This is a genomic window from Amycolatopsis sp. NPDC058278 (genome assembly GCF_042881395.1).
Taxonomy (GTDB): domain Bacteria; phylum Actinomycetota; class Actinomycetes; order Mycobacteriales; family Pseudonocardiaceae; genus Amycolatopsis.
In genome coordinates, this window is record NZ_JBHVXZ010000027.1 from 76,929 (window position 1) to 98,361 (window position 21,433).

At 71.0% G+C, this 21,433-nt stretch carries 19 protein-coding genes; 15 read left to right on the forward strand and 4 right to left on the reverse strand.

Annotation, left to right across the window (positions count from 1 at the left end):
- Positions 1–45 precede the first annotated feature (45 nt).
- The 3 genes from ACFVYA_RS16815 to ACFVYA_RS16825 all read right to left on the reverse strand — a co-directional run bounded on the left by ACFVYA_RS16815 (position 46) and on the right by ACFVYA_RS16825 (position 3,460).
- Positions 46–435: a TIGR03667 family PPOX class F420-dependent oxidoreductase gene (locus ACFVYA_RS16815; RefSeq protein ID WP_387045869.1), complete on the reverse strand. Its 390-nt coding sequence runs from the start codon at positions 433–435 to the stop codon at positions 46–48.
- Positions 436–520: 85 nt separating this feature from the next.
- Positions 521–2,434, reverse strand: a complete 1,914-nt coding sequence (locus ACFVYA_RS16820; RefSeq protein ID WP_387045871.1) for a DUF2339 domain-containing protein — start codon at positions 2,432–2,434, stop codon at positions 521–523.
- A gap of 60 nt (positions 2,435–2,494) precedes the next feature.
- The gene (locus tag ACFVYA_RS16825; protein WP_387045873.1) at positions 2,495–3,460 is read right to left on the reverse strand and encodes a Gfo/Idh/MocA family protein; all 966 of its coding nucleotides are present in this window, start codon (positions 3,458–3,460) and stop codon (positions 2,495–2,497) included.
- Positions 3,461–3,517: 57 nt separating this feature from the next.
- Between ACFVYA_RS16825 and ACFVYA_RS16830 the strand changes: the two genes are divergently transcribed.
- The 3 genes from ACFVYA_RS16830 (at position 3,518) to ACFVYA_RS16840 (ending at position 7,042) form a co-directional block, all read left to right on the forward strand.
- Positions 3,518–4,051, forward strand: a complete 534-nt coding sequence (locus tag ACFVYA_RS16830) for a hypothetical protein (RefSeq protein ID WP_285987173.1) — start codon at positions 3,518–3,520, stop codon at positions 4,049–4,051.
- A 34-nt stretch (positions 4,052–4,085) separates the two neighbouring features.
- Positions 4,086–5,225, forward strand: coding sequence for a tRNA dihydrouridine synthase DusB (gene dusB / locus ACFVYA_RS16835; protein WP_387045876.1), 1,140 nt, complete (start codon positions 4,086–4,088; stop codon positions 5,223–5,225).
- Positions 5,226–5,440: 215 nt separating this feature from the next.
- The gene (locus ACFVYA_RS16840; RefSeq protein WP_387045902.1) at positions 5,441–7,042 is read left to right on the forward strand and encodes a glycoside hydrolase family 27 protein; all 1,602 of its coding nucleotides are present in this window, start codon (positions 5,441–5,443) and stop codon (positions 7,040–7,042) included.
- A 12-nt stretch (positions 7,043–7,054) separates the two neighbouring features.
- Here the strand turns inward: ACFVYA_RS16840 and ACFVYA_RS16845 are convergent, their stop codons facing one another.
- Positions 7,055–7,396, reverse strand: a complete 342-nt coding sequence (locus ACFVYA_RS16845; RefSeq protein WP_387045877.1) for a hypothetical protein — start codon at positions 7,394–7,396, stop codon at positions 7,055–7,057.
- Positions 7,397–7,509: 113 nt separating this feature from the next.
- On the opposite strand from ACFVYA_RS16845, the gene ACFVYA_RS16850 reads away from it, so the two are divergent.
- From ACFVYA_RS16850 to phoU, 12 genes are all read left to right on the forward strand, one after another.
- Positions 7,510–8,163 carry a VC0807 family protein gene (locus ACFVYA_RS16850; RefSeq protein ID WP_387045881.1) on the forward strand — a complete coding sequence of 218 codons (654 nt, stop codon included), beginning with the start codon at positions 7,510–7,512 and terminating at the stop codon, positions 8,161–8,163.
- Between the two features lie 32 nt (positions 8,164–8,195).
- Positions 8,196–8,888, forward strand: coding sequence for a GntR family transcriptional regulator (locus ACFVYA_RS16855; RefSeq protein ID WP_387045883.1), 693 nt, complete (start codon positions 8,196–8,198; stop codon positions 8,886–8,888).
- On the forward strand, positions 8,885–9,880 hold the full coding sequence (locus ACFVYA_RS16860; protein WP_387045885.1) for an ADP-ribosylglycohydrolase family protein: 996 nt from the start codon (positions 8,885–8,887) through the stop codon (positions 9,878–9,880). Before ACFVYA_RS16855 ends, ACFVYA_RS16860 begins: the two co-directional genes overlap by 4 nt.
- Positions 9,877–10,752: a PfkB family carbohydrate kinase gene (locus tag ACFVYA_RS16865; protein ID WP_387045886.1), complete on the forward strand. Its 876-nt coding sequence runs from the start codon at positions 9,877–9,879 to the stop codon at positions 10,750–10,752. The genes ACFVYA_RS16860 and ACFVYA_RS16865 overlap by 4 nt, the downstream gene beginning before the upstream one ends.
- Entirely contained in the window at positions 10,749–12,182 is a 1,434-nt protein-coding gene (locus ACFVYA_RS16870; RefSeq protein ID WP_387045887.1) for a purine-cytosine permease family protein, read from the forward strand. The genes ACFVYA_RS16865 and ACFVYA_RS16870 overlap by 4 nt, the downstream gene beginning before the upstream one ends.
- Positions 12,179–12,706, forward strand: a complete 528-nt coding sequence (locus ACFVYA_RS16875) for a cysteine hydrolase family protein (protein ID WP_387045889.1) — start codon at positions 12,179–12,181, stop codon at positions 12,704–12,706. The genes ACFVYA_RS16870 and ACFVYA_RS16875 overlap by 4 nt, the downstream gene beginning before the upstream one ends.
- A 10-nt stretch (positions 12,707–12,716) precedes the next feature.
- The gene (locus ACFVYA_RS16880; protein WP_387045891.1) at positions 12,717–15,698 is read left to right on the forward strand and encodes an NACHT domain-containing protein; all 2,982 of its coding nucleotides are present in this window, start codon (positions 12,717–12,719) and stop codon (positions 15,696–15,698) included.
- A gap of 9 nt (positions 15,699–15,707) precedes the next feature.
- A complete protein-coding gene (locus tag ACFVYA_RS16885; protein ID WP_387045893.1) occupies positions 15,708–16,541 on the forward strand; it encodes an alpha/beta fold hydrolase in 834 nt (277 codons plus the stop codon).
- 87 nt (positions 16,542–16,628) lie between these two features.
- Positions 16,629–17,192, forward strand: a complete 564-nt coding sequence (gene idi, locus ACFVYA_RS16890; protein WP_387045894.1) for an isopentenyl-diphosphate Delta-isomerase — start codon at positions 16,629–16,631, stop codon at positions 17,190–17,192.
- A gap of 120 nt (positions 17,193–17,312) precedes the next feature.
- Positions 17,313–17,981 (forward strand): GGDEF domain-containing protein, encoded by a 669-nt coding sequence (locus ACFVYA_RS16895; protein ID WP_387045896.1) that lies wholly within the window; start codon positions 17,313–17,315, stop codon positions 17,979–17,981.
- 1,238 nt (positions 17,982–19,219) lie between these two features.
- On the forward strand, positions 19,220–20,644 hold the full coding sequence (locus ACFVYA_RS16900; protein ID WP_285994010.1) for an LCP family protein: 1,425 nt from the start codon (positions 19,220–19,222) through the stop codon (positions 20,642–20,644).
- Positions 20,645–20,727: 83 nt separating this feature from the next.
- Positions 20,728–21,393, forward strand: a complete 666-nt coding sequence (gene phoU, locus ACFVYA_RS16905; RefSeq protein WP_285987186.1) for a phosphate signaling complex protein PhoU — start codon at positions 20,728–20,730, stop codon at positions 21,391–21,393.
- Positions 21,394–21,433 lie beyond the last annotated feature (40 nt).

Sequence of the window (21,433 nt, forward strand, 5' to 3'; positions counted from 1 at the left end):
ACTTTCCCACGAACTCCCGGTGCCTCACCGTCCGAAATGGACTGGTCAGAACCCCCGGGAACGCTCGGGCACCACGCGGATGCGGACGGAGTACCTGGCGTCGAACTCGTCCGCGGTCAAACCGATCGCCGCGTAGTGGGAGCCGTACTTGTCGAGGTACCCGGGTGCCTCGGACGCCTTGCCCGCCTCCACGTGCGCTTTCCCGTTGACGACGAGGATGGAGCCGCCGTGCTCGTCGCTGTTGAAGTGGAAGCTCACGTGGGGGTTCGCCTCGATGTGCCGGAGCTTCGCGGTGCCCGGCTCGCTGAACACCACGATGTCGTCGCCGTCGAGGACGAACCACACGGGCCGGGGCGCGGGGCGCCCCTTCGGCGTGACGGTGGTCAGCCAGGCGATCGAGTCGCCGGCGCGGTCGGTGAGTTTCGGTTGTGCCATGTCGGTGCCCCTGGTCGTCGGTCAAGGTGATCCAGGTAACCACGGGGCACCGACAATTTCTTCCCGCGCCGGCGCGGGAAGAACCTCAGCGCGACGCGACCCGCCGCGCGTACCGCGTCCCGGCCGCCAGCAGCACCAGCCCCGCGCCGAGGAACGCACCGACCCTGGCCAGGCCGTCCAGCGCCGCCAGGTCGAACAGCACCAGCTTGAGCACCGCGGCACCGACCAGGATCAGCCCGCTCACCCGCAGCGCGACGACGTCGATCCCGCGCAGGAGCAGCACGAGCGCCGCGATCGTCCAGGACACCGTGATCAGCGCGTGGCCGAGGAGGAACCCCGTCCGGCCGGGGACCGCCAGCAGCGCCCCGCAGAGCACGACGCCGGCAGCGCCGTAGAGCGTCGAAACCCCGGCGAGCAGCCAGATCGGCAGGTCTTCGGCCGGGCCGCGGAACACCGCCAGGCGCGCGGCGGCCCACGGCAGCACGACCGACACGGCGAGGATCAGCGCGGCGACCGCGAGCGCGCCGGTCAGCTCGGCGGCCGAGTGGGTGCGGGGCACGATCAGCAGCGCGGGCGTGACGTCGAAGACCACGCCGAGCAGGCCGCCGATCGACGCGAACCCGAGCGCGGCGGCGAGCGCGCCCCGGTTGCGGCCGCCCACCGCGGCCACGACCAGCAGCAACGCCTCGCCGAGCAGCACCCCGGCGCGCACCGGGCCGTCGAACTGGGTGACCGTCGCCTGCAGGATCGCGACCAACCCGGCCAGCCCGGCCACCTGCCCGGCGAACCCGGGCCACCAGCGGCGCGCCGCCCAGACGGCGAGCAGCACGACGCCCGCCCCGGCCGTGATCGGCACCGCCTGCGCCTTCGGCAGCAGCACCGCCGCGACGAGCGTCGGCAGCACCGCGGTGGCCAGCAGCGAAAGCGCCGCGGGGTCGTTCTCGCGGCGGCGCAGCACGATCAGCGCGAGCACGACGGACGCGACCCCGGCGCCGCCGGCCGCGGCGGTGTTGGCCCAGCTGCCGCCCCCGCCGAGCCACGCCGTGCTGATCACGGAGGCGAGCAGCGGCGGGATCCCGGCGGCGAGCGTCAGCGACGGCCAGTCGCGGCGCAGCTGCACCGGCGCCGCCGCGAGCTGGACCATCAGCAGGAAGGTGACCAGCTCGGGGGTGAACCCACCGGCGATCATCGGTGCGCACACGACACAGCCGATGACGACGGCGGTGGCCAGCAGCGGCGACTCCCAGCGCACGGCCACGAGCAGCCCGCCGACGGCGACCGCCAGCCCGGCCGCGAGCCCGGCGAGCACCGGCAGGAACTCGTACAGCGTGGTCGCGGCGACGACGTCCAGGTAGAGCGTCGCGATGCCGGTGGCGGCCAGCGCGAAGGCCCCGGTGCGGCCGGAGGGCTTGCGGTGCAGCCACACGCCGGTGCCGGTCAGCGCCAGCCCGAACCCGGCACCGACGAGCACCCGCGGCAGCGGCCCGAGCCAGCCCCGCTGCACGGCCAGCACGAGCAGCAGCACGACGCCGAGCAGCGTCACGGCCCCGCCGACCCAGGCGAGCACGCGGCTGCCGGCGCCTTCCCGGCCGAGCTTTTCGCCCAGCGTCGGCCGCGGCACCGGCAGGTAGGGCGACGGCGCCGGAGCGTAGTGCTGCTGCGGCGGCGGAACGTACTGCTGCTGCGGCGGCGGCTGCCACTGGTACTGCGGCCACGGGACCGACTCGGGCCGCATCGGCCGGGGCTGTGGTTGCGGCTGCGGTTGGGGTTGCGGCTGCGGTTGCGGTTGGGCCTGCGGTTGGGGCTCAGGCTGCCGTGCCTGCTCCGGTTGCGGCGTCTGCTCCGGCTGTCCGGCCTGCGCGGGCTGCTCGGCGCGTCCGGCCTGCTCGGGCTGAACGTCCCGGGCCGTCCGCAGTTCGGAACCCACCAGGGCGAGACGACGCCCCAGGTCGTCGATCTCGCCGGCGAGCCGGAGGAGCACATCTGCTTCGGTGGTCATACCGGACAGGGTCACGCACCCGCGCCCACCTGCGGATCCGTAGCACTACTCAATCCCGGGTCACGTCCTGGTCGCGGCCAGCACCTCGTCCATGGTCGTCATGATCGAGACGGTCTCGTCCAGCGGCATGAAGGGGCTCTCGGTCTCCCCGGCGGCCAGCCGGAGCGCCACTTCGTCGGCCTGGTGCCGCAGGCCACGCCCCTCATCGACGTACTCGAAGCGGCTCTGCTCGCCTTCGCGCGGGATGACGGTGAAGGAGGCGGGAGCGTAGAAGGGCCCGTCGATCTCGATGCGCGCGTCCGTGCCGACAATCGACGCGGTGGTCGGCGAAACCGCGCTCAACGTGCAGGTCAGGACCGCTTGCGCCCCGCTCGCGTAGCCGAACAGCATCGACGTCTGGGCGTCGACACCGGTGAAGGCGGGCGTCGCCATCGCGGCCACGCGCGCGGGCGGCCCGAGGATCATCGACGCGAACGAGACGGGGTAGATCCCGAGGTCGAGCAGGGCACCCCCGCCCAGTTCGGGAGCGAACAGCCGGAAGGCGGGGTCCTCGGCGAACCACTGCCCGTGATCAGCGGTGACGGTGACGACATCACCGAGGCTCGGCAGGAGCTCGCGGATGTGCCGGACGTGCGGCAGGAAGCGCGTCCACATCGCCTCCATCAGGAAGAGGTTCCCGGTCCGCGCCAGGTCGACGAGGTCGCGGGCCTCGTCAGCGTTCATCGTGAACGGCTTCTCGACGAGCACGGGCTTCCCGGCCTCGAGCGCGAGCCGGGCGTTGGCGTGGTGCAGGGGGTGCGGCGTGGCGACGTAGACGACTTCGACGTCCGGATCGTTCGCGAGGGCTTCGTAACTGCCGTGCCGGGTGGGGATGCCCAGCTGGTCGGCGAAACTCCCGGCGCTCCCGGCCGAGCGCGACCCGACCGCGGCGACCACGCCGGACCCGGTGAGCCGCAGGTCCCGGGCGAAGGCGCCGGCGATCCCGCCGGTACCCATGATTCCCCAGCGGAGGGGCACGTTCGTCATACGCCGAACCCTATGCCTGTCTAGAGTGACGAACCGATCACGTCGTGAGGGGGAGTGATGGCGGAGGCGAAGAAGGCCGGGTGCATCGCGGGAGCCGTTGCGCTGATGGGCGCGATCGGCGCGCTGCTGTCGGGCATCGCCGACTTCGGCGGCCTGTTCAAGGACGATTCGCCCGCCGCCGTCAGCAGCTCCGCGGCCGCTTCGCCGGCTCCGGCGGCGGAGAGCACCAAGGCGGCCGCCCCGGCGACCGTCTACTACCAGGGTCACCTGGAGTTCGGCCGCTTCAACCTGGACTTGAACCCCCCGAAGCGCACGGGTGACACGTACATCGTGGGCGGCACCGGAGGGGTGTTCGAGAGCTACCACGACGCGGGGAAGCTGGCGGTGTGGACGAGCAGCGGAACCCCGGACAGCGCAGGCTGCGGATCGGCGGTCGACGAGCGCGGCGCCGCGTACATCAGCGGCGCCGAGAAGGGCACCCACGTGTGCGGCCGGACCCCGGAGGGCCGGGTGTTCCGGATCGACGTCACCGGGGTGAGCGACCGCATCGACGGAGGCGTCACGGGAGACGTCACGGTCTGGAACAAGTGAGCCCGAACTGGTGTGATCGACACCACAGGCGACAATGGAGGACGTGACCGCGACCTTGAGCAAGCCCGCCCTGAAGATCGGCCCCTACGAGGTCGATCCCCCGGTCGTGCTCGCGCCCATGGCCGGCATCACCAACGTCGCCTTCCGCCAGCTGTGCGCCGAGTACGGCGCCGGCATCTACGTGTGCGAAATGATCACCGCCCGCGCGGTCGTCGAGCGGCACCCCGGGACCATGCACATGATGACCTTCGGGGCCGACGAAAAGCCCCGGTCCATGCAGCTCTACGGCGTCGACCCCAAGACGATGGCCGAAGCCGTCCGGATCATCGTCGGCGAGGGGCTGGCCGACCACGTCGACTCCAACTTCGGCTGTCCCGTCGCGAAGGTGACGCGCAAGGGCGGCGGGGCGGCGCTGCCGTTCAAGCGGAAGCTGTTCGAAGCCATCGTGCGTGAGTCCGTGAAGGCGGCCGGGGACACGCCGTTCACGGTGAAGTTCCGGATCGGCATCGACGACGACCACCGCACCTTCCTCGACGCCGGCCGCATCGCCGAAGCCGAGGGTGCCGCCGCCGTCAGCCTGCACGCCCGCACCGCCGCGCAGCGCTACTCCGGCCAGGCCGACTGGACCAAGATCACCGCACTGAAAGAGGCCGTGACCAGCATCCCGGTGCTCGGCAACGGCGACATCTTCTCCGCCGCCGACGCCCTGCGCATGGTCGCCGAAACCGGCTGCGACGGCGTCGTCGTCGGCCGCGGCTGCCTCGGCCGCCCGTGGCTGTTCGGCGAGCTCGAAGCCGCCTTCGCCGGACGCCCGCTGCCCACCCCGCCCAACCTGGGCGAGGTCGCCGCCGTACTCCGTCGCCACACCGAGCTGCTGATCGAGCACGACGGCCACGACAAGGCGATGCGCGACATCCGCAAGCACATGGCCTGGTACCTGATGGGCTTCCCGGTCGGCTCCGAGCTGCGCCGCGGGTTCGCGATGCTCTCGTCGATGGACCAGCTGGACGACCTGATCGCCCAGCTCGACCACGACGCCCCCTTCCCCGAAGCCGCCACCGGCCCGCGAGGACGCCAAGGGTCCCCGGGCAAGGTCACCCTGCCCCACGGCTGGCTCGACGACCCGGACGACGACTGCGTCCCCGAAGCGGAAGACATGCACTCGGGCGGCTGATCCCGCGACCGGGCAACGCCGCGCGAGGGCGGCGAAATGAAAATTTCACGTGCAGCACAACAAAAAGCGACTTTGTGTTAGCGTTCACATCCGCCACGCCCGGCTCGCCGTCGATGCTGATGGGGGTTCCGTTGTCGCACGCGTCCGCACCCGCCGCCCCGCCGTCCCAATCCTTCCGTCCTTTGTGGACATCGTGGAAAGTGCTCGTGGCGATCATGGGTCTGCTGTCCGCCTTGGTGGTCTTCGCGGCTCCGTCGAGTGCCGCGGCGGCGGCTCCGATCACCAAGCCGCCGATGGGCTGGAACTCCTGGAACTCCTTCGCCGGCGCGATCGACCACACCATCATCGAGCGGCAGGCGGACGCACTCGTCTCCTCCGGCATGAAGGACGCGGGCTACGAGTACGTCAACATCGACGACGGCTGGTGGACGGGCTCCCGCGACGCGGGAGGCAACATCACCGTCGACACCGCGAAGTGGCCCGGCGGGATGTCCGCCATCACCGCCTACATCCACAGCAAGGGCCTGAAAGCGGGCATCTACACCGACGCCGGCCGCAACGGCTGTGGCTACTACTACCCGACCGGACACCCGGCCTACCCCGGCACCGGCGCCGAAGGCCACTACGACCAGGACTTCCTCCAGTTCTCCCGCTGGGGCTTCGACTACGTGAAGGTCGACTGGTGCGGCGGCTCGGCCGAAGGCCTCAACGCCCGCAACTCCTACACCGCGATCAGCGACTCCATCGCGCGCGCCACCGCCCAGACCGGACGGCCGATGGTGTTCTCCGTCTGCGAGTGGGGCGGCCAGCAGCCGTGGAACTGGGCGCCCGGCATCGCCAACCTGTGGCGCACCAGCGGCGACATCATCTACTGGGGCGAGAAGCCCTCGATGTCGCGCGTGCTGGCCAACTTCGACGCCGCCCAGCACGCGAGCGCGCAGAGTCCCGGCCACTACAACGACCCCGACATGCTCGTCGCCGGCCTGCCCGGCTTCTCCGACGCGCAGAACCGCACGCACCTGAGCCTGTGGGCGATTTCGGGCGCCCCGCTGATCGCGGGCAACAAACCCGGCGAGATGACCGCCGCCACGAAAGCCGCGCTCACCAACCCGGAGATGATCGCGATCGACCAGGACGCGCTCGGCCGGCAAGGCACGAAGGTCGCCGAGGACGCTTCGGGGCTTCAGGTTTACCAAAAGGTGTTGTCCGGCACCGGTCGCCGGGCCGTCGTGCTCCTCAACCGCACCGGCTCCGCCGCGACCATCACCGCCCGGTGGTCTTCCCTCGGACTGACGGGCTCGGCCACCGTGCGTGACGTGTGGGCCGGGGCCGATCGCGGCACCTTCGCCTCGAGCTACGCGACTTCGGTCCCGGCCGGGGAGGCGGTCCTGCTCACGGTCACCGGATCCGACGGCACGCCCACGAGCGGCGGGGCGATCACCGGCAAGCCGTCCGGTCGCTGCCTCGACGTGCCGAACGCGACGTCGGCGAACGGCACCCAGCTGCAGCTGTGGGACTGCCAGGGCGGCCCGGGCCAGACCTGGACCCGCACGGCGACCAGGCAGCTGACCGTCTACGGGAACAAGTGCCTCGACGCGTCCGGCCAGGGCACGGCCAACGGGACACCGGTGGTCATCTGGGACTGCAACGGCCAGGCCAACCAGCAGTGGACCGTGAACGCGAACGGCACGATCGCCGGGGTGCAGTCGAACCTGTGCCTGGACGCGAGCGGCCAGGGGACCGCGAACGGCACCAAGGTGCTCCTGTGGGCTTGCAACGGCCAGGCGAACCAGCAGTGGACCGTGCCGGCGGCGTGAGCCACGCGATGCTCACCCGCTCCGGCGGGTGAGCATCACCAGGCTCAGCCCGAACAGCAACACGCCGAGGGGGACGTGCACGGTCGTGACGTGCGCGATCCCGAGGAACACCTGCGCGGTCACGAGCCCGAGGAACACGACCGCGTAGAGGACCACCCGAGGCGAGCCCCCACCCGGCCGCCACACCAGCACCGCGGCCACCACCTGCACGACGGCGACGACCCATACGGTGTAGGCCGACGCGCTGTGGAGGACGTGCCCGTCCGGGGTGGTCAGCAACAGGCCGGCGGTGACCGGCGCGAGGAAGAGCGCCACGGTCTGCAGGACGACCGTGACGCGCAAGAACGTTGTCATACCCACCCGACGACGCAGGGGCGCCGAACGTGAGGCCGCCCATGACATCTGTCAGCCCGAAGTCGTGGCGGACGGCATCCTCCCCGAGCCCCTTCCCGCGACAAGCTCTTCTCATGACGACGAACCAGCCCGCAAGCGCCCCGCTCAAGAACCTCGCGATCGAAATCGCCGTTCCCCTCGGCGTCTACTACGGACTCCACTCGCTCGGTGCGAGCGACTTCACCGCGCTCGCCCTCTCCGGGGTCTTCCCGCTGGCCCGGACGCTCTACCAGTTCGCCAAGGACCGCACGCTCAACGGTCTCGCCATCGTCGTCCTCGTCACCAACGTCGTCGGCATGCTGCTGACCTTCGTCTCCGGGGACACCCGCATGATGATCGCCAAGGACTCGCTCGGGAGCGGGATCACCGGGCTCGTCATCCTGATCTCCGCCTTCACCGCGCAGCCGATCATGACCAAGGCCCTGCGCCCGTTCCTCACCCACGGCAAGGCCGACCACGAAGAAGCCTGGGAACGGCTGCAGGGCAACCGGCGGTTCGAGACCGTCCTCCGCCGCGGCAGCTACATCTGGGGTGTCGGGTTCGTGCTGGAGAGCGCCGCTCGCGTGATCGGTGCCTTCACCCTGCCGGTGGCCACGATGGTGTGGCTGAGCACGGTCATCTTCGTCGGCTCGTTCACGGTGATCATGCTGGCCGCCGGCCTGAGCGCCAAGGAAGCGGGCAAGATGATCGCCGAAGAAGCCCGGCCGCGCGAGCTCGTGGCCGCTTGACCAGCACTAATCCACCGTGTACAGGTGTGAACATGTACAGCAAGCGGCAGCAGCTGGTCGGGGACCTCACCGACCTGATCCGCTCCGGGCGGCTCGCCCACGGCGACCGCCTCCCCGGTGAGAACCAGCTCGCCCTGCAGTACCAGGTCAGCCGCGGCACCGTCCGCAGCGCGCTGTCCGAGCTCCAGCAGCTCGAGCTCATCTCCACCCAGGCCGGCGTCGGCTCCTTCGTCACCTTCGACGGCGTCCAGCTCGACCAGCGGATCGGCTGGGCCCGCGCCCTCGCCGACGCCGGTGCGCCGGTCACCACCGAACTGCTCGGCATCGAAGCCGTCGAAGACGTGGCCCTGGAAGAAGAATTCGGCGAGCAGGCCTACGTCGCCGTGCGGCGGCTGCGGCGGGAGCGCGAACGCGGGGTCTCGCTCGAAACCGCCACCGTGCCCGCCGTCGGACCGCTCGCCGACCTCCCCGCGACGGGCCTGCAGGACGGCTCCCTGACCAAGACCCTCGAAGCCGCCGGCCGGATCTCCGTCGGCGGCGACCAGTGGATCAGCACCGAACGCCTCGACGCCTGCGCCGCCGAACTGCTCGGCCGCTCGATCGGCGAGCTCTTCCTCCGCGCCGAGCGCACCTCGGTCGACATCGAAGGCCGGCTCGTCGAGCGCGTCGTCAGCCTGCTGGACCCGGACCGGTTCCAGTTCCACCTCACCTTCGGACACCGGTGACCGCGCGGGACCGGGCGCTCGGCGCCTTCACCGGGCTGGCCGTCGGCGACGCGCTCGGCATGCCGACGCAGTCGATGTCCCGCGCCGCCATCGCCGCCACCTACGGGCCGGTCACCGGGCTGCTCACCGCCGTCGCCGAGCAGCCGGTCGCGCCGTCGATGCCCGCCGGCTCGGTCACCGACGACACCGAGCAGGCCGTCCTGCTGGCCCGGCTGCTCATCGACGGCCGCGGCACCGTCGAGCCGCACGTCTTCGCCGACGCCCTGCTGATCTGGGAGGCCGACATGGTCCGCCGCGGTTCCGCGGACCTGCTCGGGCCGTCCACCAAACGCGCGCTCGCCCGGCTCCAGGACGGCGTCCCGGCCGACGAAGCCGGCCGCACCGGCACCACCAACGGCGCCGCCATGCGGGTCACGCCGGTCGGCATCGCGACGCCGTCGGACGACCTGCACCGGCTGGTCGACGCCGTTGTCGCGACCGCGCGGGTCACGCACAACACCAGCCTGGGCATCGCGTCGGCCGCCGCGGTCGCGGCCGCCGTCTCCGCCGGGGTCGACGGCGCGAGCCTGGCCGAAGCACTCGACGCGGGCGAGCGCGCCGCCGTCGTCGGCGGGGAACGCGGGCACTGGGCACCCGGCGGGGAGATCGCCGCCCGGATCCGCTGGGCGCGCGACTGGGTGCGGGGCATGGCGCCGGCCGCCGTCGCCGACGCGGTCGCGCGGGTGATCGGCACGTCGGTCGCGTCGCAGGAGTCCGTGGTGGCCGCGTTCGCGCTGGCCGAGGCCGTGGGCGACGACCCGCCGGCGGCGTTGCGCCTCGCCGCCGGGCTCGGCGGCGACACCGACACCGTCGCCGCGATCTGCGGGGCGATACTCGGCGCCGCGTACGGTGTCGGCGCCTTCCGCCCCGAGGTCGTCGAGACCGTGCTCGCCGTCAACCGGCTCGAGTTCGGGCCGCTGGTCGACGAACTCCTGAAGCTGCGCCGCCGATGACCGGGCGGCTGGTGCACACCGGACAGGTCGTCGTCGACCTCGTCATGGCGGTGCCGGCCCTGCCCCCGCCCGGCGGTGACGTCCTGGCGTCGACGACGAACTTGTTGCCCGGCGGGGGTTTCAACGTGATGGCCGCCGCCGCGCGGTCCGGTGCGCGGGTGCTTTACGCGGGCAGCCACGGCATCGGCGGCTTCGGCGATCTCGCCCGCGGCGCCCTCGCGGCCGAGGGCGTGGAATTGGCGCACGAACCCATGTCCGAAATGGACACTGGTGTGGTCGTAGTGCTGGTGGACGCGACCGGCGAGCGCACCTTCGCGACCGGTACCGGCGCCGAAGGCCGGCTGCGCGCCGAGTTTCTCGACCGGGTCACCCCAAAGAATGACGACGTCGTGTACGTGAGCGGATACAGTTGGTTGCACGAGATCAATCGCGCGGCCCTCATCGAGTGGCTGCCCCGGCTGCCCGGCTCGAAGATCCTGTTCGACCCCGGCCCGCTCATCGCCGACATCGACCCTGGAGACCTCCATGACTTGCTGTCCACAATAGACATCTTGAGCTGCAACGCCCGCGAAGCCGAGGTGCTGGGCGAGCTGCCGCCCGTCGCCGTCGTCCGCGAAGGCGCGAAAGGCTGTCGTGTCCACGAAAACGGCCGGATCACCGACGTGCCCGGGTTCCCGGTCGACGTCGTGGACACCACCGGCGCCGGCGACACGCACTGCGGTGTGCTGGCCGCGGAGCTGTTGCGCGGCAGCACGGTCCTCGACGCCGCCGTGCGCGCCAACGCGGCGGCCGCGCTTTCGGTGACCCGGCGCGGCCCGGCGACCGCGCCGGGCCGGGAGGAGATCGACCAGCTGGTGGAGGCGACGCGATGACCGGTTCCCGCAGGCTCGAGGTGGAGACGAACGGCCTCGACGTGATCGACGACGCCGAGCGGCGCGGACGGCCGCGGCAGCTGTTCTGGCCGTGGTTCGGCGCGAACGTGTCGGTGCTGGGGCTGAGCTACGGCTCGTTCACCCTCGGCTTCGGTATCTCCTTCGGGCAGGCGCTCGTCGCCGGCGTCGTCGGCATCCTGTTCTCGTTCCTGCTGTGCGGGTTCATCGCCATCGCGGGCAAACGCGGGTCGGCGCCGACGATGCTGCTCTCGCGGGCGGCGTTCGGCGTGCGCGGCAACCGGCTGCCGTCGGCGATCTCGTGGCTGTTGACGGTCGGCTGGGAGACCGTGCTCGCCGCGCTGGCGACGCTGGCCACGGCCACCGTGTTCGAGCGCCTCGGCTGGGGCGGCGGGACACCGACGAAGGTGGTCGCGCTCGTCGTGGTGGCGGCGCTGACCGTCGCCGCCGGCGTGCTCGGCTTCGACGCGATCATGAAGCTGCAGACGTGGATCACCTGGATCACCGGGGTGCTGACCGTCGTCTACGTGGTCCTCGTGGCCGGCGATGTGCACTGGGAAGCGGTCAGCGCGCTGCCGTCGGGTTCGGCCCAGCAGTGGGTCGGGGCGCTGGTGTTCCTGATGACCGGGTTCGGCCTCGGCTGGGTCAACGCGGCCGCGGACTACTCGCGCTACCTGCCGCGGTCGTCGTCGAGCCGGGGCGTGGTCGGCTGGACGACGTTCGGCGCGTCGGTGGCGCCGGTGGTGCTGCTGGTGTTCGGGCTGCTGCTGGCCGGCTCGTCGCCGGACCTGAACAAGGCGATCGCGGCGGACCCGATCGGCGCGCTGACGACGTTGCTGCCGCTGTGGTTCCTGGTCCCGTTCGCGATCGTCGCGGTGCTCGGCCTGGTCGGCGGCGCGGTGCTGGACATCTATTCGTCGGGCCTGGCCCTGCTCTCGGCGGGCCTGCGCATCCCCCGCCCGGCGGCGGCGCTGGTCGACGGCGTGATCATGATCCTCGGCACGATCTACATCGTCTTCTTCGGCGGCGAGTTCCTCGGCCAGTTCCAGGGCTTCCTGGTGACGCTGGGCGTCCCGGTGGCGGCGTGGTGCGGCGTGATGCTCGCGGACGTCCTGCTGCGCCGAGGCGACTACGCCGAGCGCGAGCTGTTCGACCCGGCCGGCCGCTACGGCGACGTCCGTGTCGGCCCGATCGCCCTTGTCCTGATGTCGACGGCGCTCGGCTGGGGCCTGGTGACGAACACGTCCGCCGAGTGGCTGAAGTGGCAGGGATACCTCCTGGAGCCGTTCGGGCTCGGCGGTCGCGAAGGCGCGTGGGCCTTCGCGAACCTCGGCGTGCTGCTGGCGCTGGCCCTGGGTTTCCTGGTGACATTGCTGACGCGGCGGCGGGTCCGCGAACAGGAGGCGGCGTGAAGAGGATCCTGGCGGTCATCGACCTGCAGAACGTGTTCGCCGACCCGGCGAGCCCGTGGTTCACCCCCCGCTTCGCCGAGGTGCTCCCGCCGATCCACCGGTTGGTGACGGCGTTCGGCAACGACGTCGTGTTCACGCGGTTCGTCGCGCCTGCACGCCCGGAAGGAGCGTGGCGCCGGTACTACGAGCAGTGGCCGTTCGCCTTGCAGTCACCGGACGCACCGCTGTACCAGGTGGTCGACGCGTTCGACCCATCATCCACTGTGGACGCACACACCTTCGGCAAGTGGAACGCCCGCATGGCCACCCGGGTGGGCGGAGCGGGTTTGGTGCTCGCGGGCGTCTCAACGGACTGCTGCGTGTTGTCGACAGCGCTGGCAGCCGCGGACGCAGGCGTCGCGGTGACGGTGGTGTCTGACGCGTGCGCGGGCGTGGACGACGAGAGCCACGCAAAGGCATTGGACATCATGAGGCTGTACGCCCCCCTGGTGACCGTCGTCACAACCGCGGAGCTGCTCGGCTAGTCTGGGCTCGGTGAGCCTCGAAGCCTCGGCGATCGCGTTGACGACGGCGGTGGTGAAAGCCGCCGCCAAGATCTGGCTTGGAGATCGCCCGATCGCCGCCGACGCCACGGCCAAAGTGTTCGACCTGCTCGAGAAGCAGGTCACCGGCCTGAACGACCGCCGCAAGCTCCGGCTGTTGTTCACCAACCTCGAGTCTCGGGTCGCCGACCAGCTGCTGCCCTTCCTCGACGTCGAGTTCCGTGCGTTGCCGGAGAACGAGCGCGCGGCCGCGGTGGACGCGGTGCACGAGACATTCGAGCGCGCCGCGTTGACCGACGACGACCTGTTCGCCACCGACCTCGATGCCGCGTACCTCTACCGCTACCTGCTCCGGACCGTCCCCGGCGTCACCAGGCTCCTCTCGGCCGACGCGACCGAGCTGTACCAGCGGGTGCTGCGGGAATGCTGCGCGTACCTGGTCCAGGTCACAAGCACCCTGCCGCGCTTCCAGCCGGGTGCGCTCGTCGAGATCCTGCAGCGCGAGACGGAGATCCTCGAGACAGTCCGGAAGGTACTGGCGACGCTGCCCGAACGCCGTCACCCGGACGACTTCGCCGCGGACTTCCGCCGCCAGGTCGTGACGGCGCTCGACCGGATGGCGCTGTTCGGCGCGGGCCTGGCCGAGGCAACCCGGCTGTATCCGCTGTCGGTCGCCTACCTGAGCCTGAGCGTCACGTCCGAGGATGGCGTCTCCGGCGACCGGATCGAGCACGTGCTGCCGCGAACGTCGAGGATTCTCCTGCGCGGTGAAGCAGGCTCCGGCAAAACGACGCTGCTGCAGTGGCTGGCCGTCCAGTGCGCGAGCCGGCAGCTGCAGAACGTCGACGGTTGGGACAACCTCGAGCCGTTCCTGGTGCGGCTGCGCCGGTTCAGCCACTCGCCGCTGCCGGCACCGGAACGCTTCCTCGACGAAGTCGGCAGGCACATCGCCGACGAGATGCCGCCCGGCTGGGTGCAGCGGCAGCTGCGCCAAGGCCGGGCCGTCGTGCTCGTCGACGGCCTCGACGAGGTCCCGGACGGGCGCCGCCGCGAGGTGCATGAATGGCTGCGGGAACTCGTCGGCGCGTTCCCGCGCGCACGGTTCGTCGTCACCACGCGCCCGACCGCGGTGACCTCCGGCTGGCTGCGTGCCGAGGGGTTCACCGAGGTGCGGCTCCAGCCGATGACCCCGCGCGATGTCCGGACGTTCGTCACGCGCTGGCACCACGCGCTGCCGGACGAGCCGCTCGACGAAGAACGCGACGCCCTGATCACGGCCATCGGCGCCCGCAGCGCGCTGCGGCGGCTCGCCGAGAACCCGCTGCTGTGCGCGTTGCTGTGCGCGCTGCACCACCAAGGCAACGGACGCCTTCCGGAGAACCGGATGGAACTGTACGAAGTCGCGTTGCGCATGCTGCTCGACAGCCGCGACATCGAGCGCGGGATCGAAGCTCCCGTCCGGCTGTCGCTGACCGAGAAACTGGTGCTGCTGCGAAGCCTGGCGTACTGGCTGGTCCGCAACGGCCACACGGACGTCCCGGCCGCCGACGCCGAAGCCCGCATCACGGCGAAGCTGCGTTCGATGGGCCAGATCGACGTGACACCGCGGACGGTCTTCCGCCACCTCCTGGATCGAGGCGGCGTGCTGCGCGAACCGGTCCCGGGCCGGATCGACTTCGTACACCGCACGTTCCAGGAGTACCTGGCCGCCCAGGCGGCGATCGAAGAGGACGACATCGGCATCCTGACGGCGAACGCCTACCGCGACGAGTGGCGCGAAGTGGTGATCCTGGCGGCGGGCCACGCCCATCCCGCACAACGCGAGCGTCTGCTGGACGGGATCCTCCAGTGGGACACGGACGAGCAGGAGCGGCTGAAGCTCGACCTGGTGGCGCTGGCGTGCTTGGAGACGTCCCCGGTGTTGAGCGAGCGGCTGCGGAACGAGATCGAGGACCGGGCCAGCACGCTGATCCCGCCTTCGACCTTTGAGGAAGCAAAAGCGTTGGCGGCAGCGGGCGAGTTCGTCCTCGACCTGCTGGCTGACTGCGAACCCGAGGACCCCGCGACCACGGCGGCGACCGTCCACGCGATCGCGTTGGTCGGTGGTCCTGGCGCTTTGGAGCTCCTGACCCGCCACCGCAACGCCCAGGACAAGACCGTGGTAAGAGTGCTGGTCAACGCACGACAGCAGTTCGATCCGGCGGAGTTCGCCGAACGCGTGCTGGCCGATCTGCCGATCGACTACTTGTGGGCGGACGAACCGGCGGCCCTTGCCGGTCTGAAGCACCTGCGACATCTCAGGTACCTCGGTTGTGACCTCGGAGGCTCGGACGAGTTCGATTTTGCCCTATTGGCGGGCACTTTGCTGGAAAGCATCACCTTGACAGGCGCCTGGGTCGAGGCACCGACGGATATCGGACCGCTGGCAGGAATTCGCACCCTGCGAGAGGTCATCGCCGAGGTGCCGACGCACGGGTGGGCGCGGCTAGCGGAGCTCCCGGACCTGAAAGCCCTCACGCTGAGCCACATCGAAGCCGGCGACCAGCTCGTCGAGCTGACCCCCTTGCGGCACTTGCCGGCGCTGACGCTGGACTGGGCCGCGGACCTCGAAGACCTGCAGCATCTGTCCTTTCTGGACCGGCCACTCAAGCTCGGCTTCCAGCACTGCTACGACCTACGGGACATCCGCGCCCTGGTCCGCTGGGCCGGTAGCCTGACCGAGCTCAGCTTCATCGATTGCCCCAAGGTGGACCTGAGTTTGCTGCCGTCCTTGACCGGACTCCGGGTGCTTGAGCTCATGAACGCTTCCATTGCGGACCTTTGGCTCGTGTCCCGCCTGAAGGCGCTCCGGGAGCTGCGCTTGCACGGCACCGACGACATCGATCTGAGCCCCCTCGCCCACCGGCCCGACCTCAAGGTGAGAAGGCCCCTCGGATCCGACGCTCTTCGACCAGGACACAGCAGCAGGCGATAGATTCGGGCCGTGATCGACCACATCAGCATCCCCACCGAGGCCGGTTCCTTCGACGCCATCGCCGCCGGGCCCGAGGATGGCCGGCCCGTGCTGTTGCTGCACGGCTTTCCCGAAGCCGCGATCGAGTGGGAGCACCAGGTCGCCACCCTCGGGGTGCTCGGGTTCCGGGCCGTCGCGCCGGATCAGCGGGGCTACTCGCCGGACGTTCGGCCCGAGCAGGCCGGGGACTACTCCATCGTTCACCTCGTCGGGGACGTCGTCGCCGTCACCGAAGCGCTCGGCTGGGCGGAGTTCGACCTCGTCGGGCACGACTGGGGTGGTGCTGTCGCCTGGTGGACTGCCGACGCGCACCCCGAACGCCTTCGCAGCCTCGCCGTCGTCTCCACTCCGCACCCCGCCGCGCTCGCCGAGGCCATGAAGACCGATGAGGACCAGCACCTGCGTACCCGGTACATGACCGAGTGGCGGCAGACCCGCGTCACCGAGCGGCGGATGCTGGAGAACGACGGCCGCGCGCTGCGGGAGATGTTCGAGCGGCGCGTGTCGCCGTCGAAGGTCGACGAGTACGTGCGGCGGCTGTCCGAGCCGGGTGCGCTCACCGCCGCCCTCAACTGGTACCGGGCCGGGCGGCCCGGCGGGAAGATCGGCAAGATCGCCGTGCCGACGCTGTACATCTGGAGCACCGAGGACGTTTCCTTCGGCTCCGCCGCCGCGCTCGACACCGCCAACTGGGTCACCGCGCCCTACCGCTTCGAGATGCTCGAAGACGTCACGCACTGGGCGCCCGAGGAGACGCCGGAAGCCGTCACCTCGCTGCTCGTGGAGCACCTCAACGCGCGGTGACGGCCCGTCACCCCGCCGGGCGGACCACGGGTAACCCACCCGCCTCGCGGTACGGCGCGGCGCGGCCCGTCGTGTTCACTGGGGCACGTGGATACCGCGATCGAACCCGAGACCGAGCAGATCGTCTTCGTCACCGAGGACGGCGTGCCCACCGGCGAGACCGGCCCGAAGCTGGCCAGCCACCACGAGCACACCCGGTTGCACCTGGCCTTCTCGTGCTACGTCCTGCGGCGCAGCGACAACGCCCTGCTGATCACCCAGCGCGCCCTCCACAAAAAGGTCTGGCCCGGGGTCTGGACCAACAGCGTCTGCGGCCACCCCGCGCCCGGCGAGACCCTCGAGGACGCCGTCCGGCGCCGCGCCGGCTACGAACTCGGGCTGCCGTCGCTGTCCGGGCTGCACTGCGTGCTGCCGAACTACCGCTACCGGACGCCGCCGTTCCAGGGGATCGTCGAGAACGAGTTCTGCCCGGTGTTCGCCGCCTGGGCCGACGCCGAGCCGGCGCCGAACCCCGAGGAGGTCGGCGGCTGGCGCTGGGTCGCCTGGGCTGACTACATTGAGTTGCTGGACGACGCAACGGCTAATGTGAGTTACTGGGCAAAGGACCAGTTCTCCCAGCTCAATGGCATCGAGCCGTTCTCCGAGCTCTGAACCGAACACTCCGGAGAGTCACCGTCGCCGTCCCGTTTGAGCGAAATTCATCTTCTTCCGCACCGGTACCTCAAGCGCGGCCGTCCCCACGACGACAACCAAGGGGTGGTGGAGGTGGGGATGGTCGCCGAGGGCGAAGGCACGCCGGGCCGGACGACCAGCCCGCCGGACCTGCTCCGCCTGCACGAGGCCATCGCCGGCCTCTTCGCCACCCAGGGCGACTGGCGGCGCGCCTACCAGCACCTGCGGTCCGCGCTGGACATCGCCCGCGACGGCAGCCTCCGCGACGCGCTGACGTCGAGTTACAACCGCCGCTACCTCGACGAGCGGCTGTACGGACCGTTCACCGACCGTCCGCCGCTGGCGCTCGCGCTGATCGACCTCGACCGCTTCAAGAGCATCAACGACACGTACGGTCACCTCGTCGGCGACCGCGTCCTGCGCCGGGTCGCCGACCTCCTCCAGGAGAACCTCCCGCCGGACGGCTTCTGCGCCCGCTACGGCGGCGAAGAGTTCGTCCTGTGGCTGCCCGGGGTCGACGCCGGGCGGGCCGTCCGCGTGGTCGACGACGCCCGGTTGCGCGTCGCCCGTCACCCCTGGTCAGAACTCCAGCCGGGACTCCGGGTGACCATCAGCGCCGGCCTGGCGCACGAGCCGGGGACGCCGGCGTCACCGGAGCGCCAGCTGCGCCGCGCGGACGTCCTGCTTTATGCGGCGAAACGCGCGGGCCGCAACAAAGTCGTCTATCGCGACGCACAAACGACGCAGTTAATGACCCACTCTGAGTAACGCAAAGACGGGATTACTCCGTCCGCCGACAAGCGTCGTCACCCGTTTGTCGACGCACACCGGCCGTTCGTCGACTCAAGGTGAAGAAAATTCCGGGAGGGTGTCGTCACGAACGGGGGGTATCCGTACGATAACGAAAACCTCCGGAGGAACGATCACCTCCTGCGGGGGAAGACGGCCACGGAGAAGCCACCCCCTTCGATCGCGCGAAAGGAGACCGAGTGCCGGACGAGCTCGACAGCCCGGGAACCGGTCGCCGCCTCGACGGTGCCGCGCGGCCCCGGCCCGGACGGCGCCGGTCGATGGAGGACCAGGGCGGGATCAGCGTCTCGGACGTCGTCGCCAAGACCACCGGCGCCCGCCCGTTGCCGCCCCGCGAGCAGCAGGACCGCCCCGACCAGCCCGGACGCCGGGCCCACAGCGCCGAACCACCGGCCCCGGCGCGGTCGTCGCAGCCGGGTGCCCCGAGGCCGGCGCAGGGTGCTCCTGAAGACCCAGTACCCACGGACGCCACTCGTCAACCGCGCACTCCGCGACCCCGCCAGCCCCGCCGCACGACGGCCGCGGCCCCGCTGCCGGAGGCCCCGCTCCAGCGGCGCCCACCGGCCACGAACCCGGGCCCGCAGCAGACGTCGGCCGCACCGCAGCCGCCCCGGCGCCCCCGGCGCCCGGTGGCCGAGGCGCCCCAGGCCGACAGCACCCCGCCGCGCCGCGCACCCCGCCCCGACGCGGCCGCCCCCCAGCGACCGACGCCGGACAGCCCGGCACCCCGCCGGGCCGCCGAAGGAGCCGCACCCCCGCGCGCGGCCGGCGACGGCCCCGCAAACCGCCGCATCGCAGGTCCGGCCGACGCGGCCGCCCCGCAGCGCCCCAGCCCGGCGAGCCCCGCGTCCCGGCGCTCCACGCCGGACAGCCCGGCGCCCCGCCGCGCGGCGAACGCCGAAGGGCTCAGCCCTCAGCGCGCGGCCGGCGACGGCCCGGCAAACCGCCGCCCCGCCGCCGACAGCCCGGCACCCCGCCGCGCCACGGAGAACCCCGCGTCCCGGCGCCCGGCAGCTCCGGCCGACGTGGCTGCCCCGTCGCGCCCCACGCCCGACAGTCCGGCGCCCCGCCGCACGGCGAACGCCGAGCGCGCGGCCGGCGACGGCCCGGCGAACCGCCGCCCCGAGCCGGCGGCGCCTCAGCGTGCCGCCGCCGACGGCGATGGGTCTCGTTCCGCACCCCAGCGGCCCTCCGCCGTGCCGTCGCGGGCCGAACTCGATCCGCTGACCATGACCGACGAGATGGAAGCGATCGACGAGGCGACCCAGTACCGCCGCAAGATCGATCACACCCTCGCCCGGTTCTCCGCCGCCCACGACGAGATGAATGCCGAAGAGGCCAAGCGGCGCGAACGCCGTGAACGGCTCTCGCCCACCTCCTTGCTCGAAAGCACCCGCACCGCCCTGCACCGCGTCGTCACCACGGCACCCGAAGAGGCCCAAGCCGACGCCGAACAGACCCGGCTGCAGGAAACGAAGCAGCGGAAGCTCGACCGGTCGGCCCGGTTCGGGCGGATCGCCGCCGCCGTCGTGGCCGGGCTCGTCTTCCTCGGGATCGGGGGTGCCTGGGGGGCGCAGACCTACTTCGACGCCAAGTTCACCCAGGTCTCCGCGCTCGACGAGAACTCCGCCGACATCCAGGACGCCGAGGCGCAGGCCAACGACGAAAACTTCCTGATGGTCGGCTCCGACACGCGCGACGGCGCGTCCGCCGAGGAAGGCGTCGGCACCGCCGACAGCACGCCGGGCGCCCGGAGCGACACCGTGATGGTCGCGCACATCCCGGCCGACCGGAAGCGGGTCGTCGTCACGTCGTTCCCGCGCGACCTCGAGATCAACCGCCCGGACTGCCAGAAGTGGGACCCGGCCCAGAACAAGACGACCGCCGAGGTCTACAAGGGCGCGAAGTTCGCCAAGCTGAACACCGCCTACGCGGTCGGCGGCCCGGCGTGCGTGACCAAGGTGATCCAGCAGATCACCGGGCTGCGGATCAACCACTTCATCGGCATCGACTTCAACGGCTTCAAGGAGATGGTCGACGCGGTGCACGGCGTCACCATCAACAACGAGATCCCGATCGACGACACCATCCTCGGCAAGGTGCTGCTGCAGACCGGCGAGGTGACGATCTCCGGCGACCAGGCGCTGAACTTCGTCCGCGCGCGGCACGTCAAGGGCGACCCGACGTCCGACTACGGCCGGATCAAGCGGCAGCAGGAGTTCATCGGCGCGCTGCTGAAGAAGGTCATGTCCTCGGACGTCGTGCTCGACCCCGGCAAGCTCAGCGACTTCATCAGCGCCTTCGCGAAGGCCACCTTCGGCGACAACCTCGGCGTCAAGCAGATGATGACGCTGGCGCAGTCGATGAAGGGCCTCGACCAGTCGAAGATCACGTTCCTCACCGTCCCGACGGTCGGCATGGCCAACAACCGCGGCAACGAGGTCCTCGTCGTCAGCAAGACGAAGGCCCTCTTCGACGCGCTGCGCAACAACACCGCGCTGCCCGACCCGAAGGCACCGGTCCCGGTGGGCGAGCAGGCCCCGCCGACCAGCACGTCGAAGCCGAAGAGCAGCGGCACTTCGAAGTCGACGACCACCCGCAAGAGCACCACCACGGGCTGATCCGCGAGGATCGTTAGTCCGGGTTCACGTGCGGTTCACCCGGCGATGCGGTATTTGGCCACGGTTGGCCGTAGGGTTGGGCCATGCGTGAGGCTTACCATGTCGAACTCGAACAGCTCGCCGTCAACCTGGCCGCGATGTCGGTCCAGGTCGCCGAAGCGATGGAGCGGGCCACGCGGGCACTGCTGGAGGCCGACCTGGGTCTCGCCGAGCAGGTGATCAGCGACGACGCCAAGGTCGACGACGCCCGCGCCCAGTGCGAGGAGCAGGCGTACGCGCTGCTGGCCCTGCAGGCGCCGGTGGCGACCGACCTGCGCACGGTGCTCGCGGCGATCCACGCCGCCGAAAGCCTGGAGCGGATGGGCGACCTGGCCCTGCACGTGGCGAAGGCCGCGCGGCGCCGTCACCCCGATCCGGTGCTGCCGGAGGCGGTGCGGCCGTACTTCGCCGAGATGGGCGAGATCGCGGTCAAGCTGGCCCGCCAGACCGAGCTGGTCATCAAGACGAAGGACGTCGAAGCCGCGAAGACGCTCGAGTCCGACGACGACCAGGTCGACGACATCCACCGCCACCTGTTCACGGTCCTGATGGACCGCGAGTGGCCGCACGGCGTGGCCGCGGCGGTCGACGTGACGCTGCTGGGCCGCTTCTACGAGCGCTACGCCGACCACGCGGTGTCGGTCGCGAAGCGGATGATCTTCGTGGTCACCGGCAAGATGCCGGGCTACGGCTCCGACGACACCATCTGAGCCGCACTGACGAAGAAAGCCCCCGGCCGCGGCCGGGGGC